Source organism: Pontibacter sp. HJ8 (assembly GCF_054824225.1).
On record NZ_JSYF01000312.1, the window covers coordinates 1 to 5947 of the forward strand.

General features: G+C 51.2%; 7 protein-coding genes. 5 read left to right on the forward strand and 2 right to left on the reverse strand.

The features are described 5' to 3' along the window. Positions 1–277: 277 nt before the first annotated feature. On the reverse strand, positions 278–826 hold the full coding sequence (locus tag OB13_RS13855) for a DUF4136 domain-containing protein (protein WP_461490760.1): 549 nt from the start codon (positions 824–826) through the stop codon (positions 278–280). A 315-nt stretch (positions 827–1141) separates the two neighbouring features. Here OB13_RS13855 and OB13_RS13860 point away from each other — a divergent pair, with 315 nt between their 5' ends. The 5 genes from OB13_RS13860 to OB13_RS13880 are packed head-to-tail and all read left to right on the forward strand — an operon-like array spanning position 1142 to position 5221. Then, on the forward strand, positions 1142–2017 hold the full coding sequence (locus OB13_RS13860; protein ID WP_461490761.1) for an STAS domain-containing protein: 876 nt from the start codon (positions 1142–1144) through the stop codon (positions 2015–2017). Positions 2018–2021: 4 nt separating this feature from the next. Continuing rightward, entirely contained in the window at positions 2022–2432 is a 411-nt protein-coding gene (locus OB13_RS13865) for an STAS domain-containing protein (RefSeq protein ID WP_461490762.1), read from the forward strand. Then, positions 2425–2829 carry an anti-sigma regulatory factor gene (locus OB13_RS13870; protein ID WP_461490766.1) on the forward strand — a complete coding sequence of 135 codons (405 nt, stop codon included), beginning with the start codon at positions 2425–2427 and terminating at the stop codon, positions 2827–2829. The genes OB13_RS13865 and OB13_RS13870 overlap by 8 nt, the downstream gene beginning before the upstream one ends. After that, on the forward strand, positions 2819–3853 hold the full coding sequence (locus tag OB13_RS13875; protein WP_461490763.1) for a stage II sporulation protein E: 1035 nt from the start codon (positions 2819–2821) through the stop codon (positions 3851–3853). The genes OB13_RS13870 and OB13_RS13875 overlap by 11 nt, the downstream gene beginning before the upstream one ends. Before the next feature lie 3 nt (positions 3854–3856). After that, positions 3857–5221, forward strand: a complete 1365-nt coding sequence (locus tag OB13_RS13880; RefSeq protein WP_461490764.1) for an ATP-binding protein — start codon at positions 3857–3859, stop codon at positions 5219–5221. Positions 5222–5279: 58 nt separating this feature from the next. On the opposite strand, the gene OB13_RS13885 is transcribed toward OB13_RS13880, so the two are convergent. Further along, a complete protein-coding gene (locus OB13_RS13885; RefSeq protein WP_461490765.1) occupies positions 5280–5726 on the reverse strand; it encodes a response regulator in 447 nt (148 codons plus the stop codon). Positions 5727–5947: the final 221 nt, after the last annotated feature.

A 5947-nucleotide genomic window follows, 5' to 3' on the forward strand; every position in this document is an offset into this window, starting at 1 on the left:
ATTACAAAGTCCTGTCGATGGATGCGCAATCGATGGTATGGGAGGCGACCGTGAACTGGGCAGGATACAGAACCGTCAACAGCAATGGCGACAGCATTACCGTTACTTCCAGAAAAGGGGTCTATACCTATAAGTTCAAGAAATTATAACCCTTAAGATGCTTACCGGTCATTTCGGTCGTTGGAAAACCAACGGCTGAGTACCAATAAAAAAAAGCCTTGTAGCGCTACAAGGCTTTTTTTTATTTTCTACTAAACGCCAGCAGGTATAGCGGGCCTTATCCAGGTATACTGCCGATCAGCTTTTCCATTCCTTTCGAGATCTGCTCCTGCTGCTTCTCTGTTTTGTCAGACAGCACCCGCTCCGCCGTACCCTGCCATACCAGCTCATTTCGTTGGCGGTCTACCAGGTGCACCGATACCGTCCCGACATTGTAGCGCCCCACCTCTACTTCCCTGCTCTTCCAGGTATAGCGGCGCTGGCCAATATACTGCGGCGGGTCCGAGCGGATATCGGTTTGGCGGGTCTGCACCTGTTCATCCACCACGATGCCCAGGTTGATGAGCAGGTCGGCTTCCCCGGTGCTGCGCTTTAGTCCCCGCATTTCCAGCTGACGGGCAATTTCTTCCTGCAGGTAATTTACCTGCGGCTGGTAGTCATTGCCCAGCCCATCGCCCGAGGCGTCCACCTCCATAAAAGAGAAGGTCTGGTAAGCCGACAGGCTAAAGCCCGGACCTGGCTCGGAGGTAATTTTTGTAGACGGCGCGCAGGCTACCAGGATCATACACAACAATAGCTGACTATACCTTCGCATTACATTTTTCATAGCGTCGTATTTTTAATACAATTTACGAGCATCAAAACCTGATGCATCCTGTATACGTTAACAACCAGCCGGTATGGTAGCCTGTTTTTTGTAGCAGGCTGACCTTTATCTGTCCTCCTGCGATGTTTCCTATACCTCCTCAAGCAAAGGCAAAAATCCGGACTACGTATAAAATGATAAAATTAAGTATTAATTGTATTGCGTACCTTAGCAACTCAGATAAGGAACCTGCTTGCATCGTTTCCATCCTGAACGCTTTCCAGTTTTTCAATTCCACCCATAACAATTAGCAAACGAGCTACGTTTGGCCCTATCATGAACACAACGGCACAAGTATTACAAAAGAACAGGGAGATCATCCTCGAGAAGTGGATGCAGAACCAATTGTCAGACGCTGGCTTGCGCGACGACCTGATGACGAACGACGAACTGCTCCGCCAGTCAGAGGAGATGCTGGACGCCTTGCTTCGCACCATTGGCAAAGACAACTACGAAGATGTGTATTCGCTGGAATATGAACTGATCACAGATACGCTGCGCGATATATCCATTACCCGCGCCCGTCAGGGATTCAGCCCACGCGAAACAGCCCAGTATGTGCTGAGCCTGAAGCAAGCCCTGACCTTTGTACTGGAGCAGGAACGTGCCGATGATGCGGCCACACTCTACAAAGAAGTTCTCTCCATCAACAACCTGCTCGACAAGCTCAGCATCGTTACCTTCGAGACTTTCATCAAAGGACGTGAAGAAGTTATCCTACGTCAGACAGATGAGATAAGCGAAATATCCACACCGGTGATCCGGGTATGGAACGGCATCCTGGCACTGCCTATCATTGGTACCCTGGACAGCGCCCGTACGCAGATCGTGATGGAAAACCTGTTGCAGGAAATCGTCAACACAGGAAGCACGATCGCCATCCTGGACATATCCGGTGTACCGGCAGTAGACTCCCTGGTGGCGCAACACCTGATCAAGACCGTAAGCGCAACCAGGCTGATGGGCGCAGAGTGTATCATCAGCGGTATACGTGCCGAGATCGCTCAGACCATTGTGCACCTGGGTATAGACCTTTCCAATATCAACACAAAGGCTACCCTGGCCAGCGCGCTGCAGCTTGCATTCAGCATGACGAACCTGGAAGTAAGAAGATCAGATAATAAAACGACAGGACCAAGAATATTGAGGTAAGCGAATGGAAAGAATACCAATTCTTAAAATGGGGCCCTTCCTGCTTGTAACCATTCAGGTGGACCTTTACGACAGGCTTGCCCTGAACCTGGAGAACGACCTGATCTCCATGGTTAGTCAGACAGGAGCGCGGGGTGTGCTGATCGATATTTCAGCCGTCAGTATTGTCGATTCCTTCATGGGGCGCATACTCGGCAACATTGCATCTATGTCCCGCATCATGGATGCAGAGACAGTCGTAGTGGGCATGCAACCTGCCGTGGCTATTACACTGGTAGAACTGGGCCTGACGCTGCAAGGCGTCTATACGGCGCTCAATGTAGAAAAAGGGATGGAGCTGCTGGGCAGCAAAATGGGAAATTACTTATACCAGGAGGAGGAAGAAGAGGAAGATCCGAATGATCGTAATGACTAAAGACACGATGGAAATCGTGCGCGAGCAGGACGTTGTCCCCTTTCGGAACAGGGTACGAGAATTCAGTACCAAAATAGGCATGAGCCTTGTCAATCAAACCAAACTTATCACCGCTGCCAGTGAACTGGTACGAAACATGCTGAAATATGCTAAGGGAGGCAGAGTGATTCTGGAAATTATCAGCAGCAATGCCAAAACCGGCATTAGATTAACTTTTACAGATCAGGGACCGGGTATACCGGATATAGCACTGGCTATGAAGGATGGCTACTCCACCGGAAAAAGCCTGGGGCTGGGATTACCTGGCGCCAAACGGCTTGTAAATGAGTTTGACCTCAAAAGCCAACCTGGTCAGGGCACAACTATTACTGTTATCCATTGGAAACATGGACGTTAATCAACACCACCGCTTCACAGTACCTGACAGAAGTTTTGCCAGCTTGGTCAAAAAGGATATTGCCCGGTTGGCGGAAAGTTTCGCACTTTCTGCGGCCGAGGTAGGCAAGGTCAATATCATCGTATCGGAACTGGTCTCCAACCTGTCCAAGCATTCCCCACAGGGAGGCGAGTTGCTGGTGAAGGCGATCGGCAAACCCATCCGTGGGATTGAGATCATCTGCCTGGACAGCGGCCCGGGCATGCGTGAACCGGAGCGCATGCTGGAAGATGGCGTTTCAACCTACGGCTCTGCTGGTGAAGGACTGGGTGCCATCAGAAGACAGTCTGACATCTTCGACATGTACTCCCATCCGGACGTAGGAACCATTATCGTTTCTCAGGTATTCAAGAGCAAGTCCAAAGGCGCCAGCATCAATGCACACATAGAGATCGGCAGCATCCTGGTGCCCAAACCGAAAGAAGTGGACTGCGGCGATGGCTTTGCCGTCATCAAAAAAGAGCATGCCGTTTTCCTGCTGGCCATGGATGGGCTCGGACATGGCGCCTACGCGCACGAGGCAGCGCAGCAGGCCGTAGAAACGTTCTGCAAGCAACCGGTGAGTGACCCGGCCAGTGCACTGCGGGCTATACATGAGAATATCAAGCGTACGCGCGGCGCCGTAGGATTTGCCGCTTTCATTGATATCCGCAACAATACCATCAGTTACTGTGGCATCGGCAACATTGCCGGTAAGCTGTTCTCCCCGCAACTTGTGGCAGGGAACGCTACGTACAAAAATGTTATTTCCTATAATGGCATACTGGGGCACAACGTACCCGGATCATTCAGCAACCACTCCCTAGAGTGGGGGCGCAACAAACTGCTGATCGTTCACTCCGACGGGTTGAAATCCAGGTGGGAACTAGGTAAATACCCGAACCTCCACCGCCACATGGCTACCACCATTGCGGCCGTACTGTATATGAGCCACAGCCGCCACACTGATGACACGCTCGTACTGGTGTGCAAATCAAAAATTTAAGGTATGGAACGGAGCATGCTCAAACTCAATATTTCAAATGAACTGGATGTGGTGCTGGCCTACAAGCGGGCCATGCAGCTGTCGGAGCGTGCAGGTATGGCCCTGGCCAACCAGACCAAGTTTGCCACGGCCGTATCAGAAATCTGCCGGAATGTGATCGAGCATGTCGGCAACGGCAACATACAGTTCAGTGTGGTGAGTGAGGGAGGCTTCAATTACCTGGAGGCCAGCATCACGGACCGGGGGCGCGGCATAGGCAACCTGGACCAGATCTATACCCGCGCCAGCTACAGCAGCGCATCCGAGAAAGGTTTCGGCATCCATAACTCTCGCAAGCTGGTGGACTTCTTCCATATCAGAACCGAGAGTGAGCAGGGCACCAGCGTAACGCTGCGCAAGCGCATACCTGTAAAGGCTCCTATTATAACAAAGGCGATGCAGGAACAGTGGGTGCGGGAACTCGACGAGGATACCAACCTATCGCCTTACGCCGAAATCAAGAAGCAGTACATGCAGCAACTGGAGTTGCTGGAGCAGCTGCGCCTGCGCAACCTGGAGGCAGAGCATCAGCTGCAGGAGATCGGGCGGCTGAACATGCAGTTGCAGCGGTCCAACACCGAAATCAAGTCGCTGTCGGAGGAGCAGGAGCGAAAAAACCTCCTGCTGCAGAAAGTGAACAACGACCTGGATGCCTTTGCCCATACGGTATCCCATGACCTGCGGGCGCCGCTCCAGAATATAAACGGGCTGACCGCCCTGCTGGAAACCTGCATGCTGACGGATGACAGAGAAGAGGCTGCCATTGTGCTGCCGATGCTGCGTGAGCAGGCCTACAAAATGGAAAGAATGATAGCCGGTATACTGGCCTACTCCCTGGCCGGCCACCATAACCTGCGCAAACAGGTAATTGATGTGCAGGCTGTGTTGCAGAATGCGCTGGAGTCTCTCTTTATACCGGCATCATTTAGTATCACGCTCCCTCACGAACTACCCATGCTCTATACCCAGGAGATCTACCTGGACCAGATATTCAGTAACCTGATAGGCAATGCGGTGAAGTACCACGACGTTCCGGATCAGGCAAAAATCGAGATCGGGTACAAGCAGTATCCGGAATACCTACTTTTCAGCGTGCAGGATAACGGCCCGGGCATTGCGAAAGCAGACCAGCAGCAAATCTTCACCAAATACGAGTCGCTTGGGCATAACTTTACGCGGGTTGACAGCTCCGGCCTTGGCCTGGCCATTGTCAAGCGCATCCTGGAGGAGAAGGGCAGCCAGGTATGGGTGGAGTCCGAGGGGCGCGGTTCCCGCTTCTTCTTTACCTGGCCGATCAGTGAACTGGTGCCAGACAAGGAAACAGAATAAAATAAAAGAGCCTGTCCCCGGAAGAGAAGACAGGCTCTGCTGTTTAGTAACAAGATTCTTATTCTGATTTGAAGCGCTTCTTAAAGAACTCGCGTAGGATCTCTTTTACATCATGGTTGGTAAGCGCCTTGGAATAGTGTTTCTTGACTTTTTTAAAACCCTTGAGCCGCTCCAGGTCATAAAAACTAGCCGAAGAAGTCAGCATCAGGATGATCACATGGTCTCCGGCATCCAGGCCCTGCTTCTGGTATTCTTCCAGAAACTCAAACCCATCCATTACCGGCATTTTTATATCCAGGAAGATCAGGTCGGGGCATTTAAAAGGAGAGTCAGCAGAGCCGTTGCAAGCCTGGGCCAGATAGTCCAGCGCCTCTTTCCCATTGCTCAGGACCATAATCTCCTTCGCTACCTGCATGTCATTCAGCAAGCGCTTGTTCAGGTAATTCGTAGTATCATCGTCATCAACCAACAACACTAAATCAAGCATTTCAGATGCTTCGCTCATACGTGTAGCTTTTTCTCTCCAAGGTTTCTCATACAAGTGCGCGGGTTCCATACCTGTGTCTCCTGCTTTTGGCAAAGCAGGAGCTGTAACGGGTAACCCTGTAACATAATGCGAATACAAGCAGCGTATTCACTACGCCTGTTGCTGCATGTTCGCATATGCTGCACATCTTTAAACTCCACTAACGTATTTAAACATTTATGCTGATGTGCAATACAAAG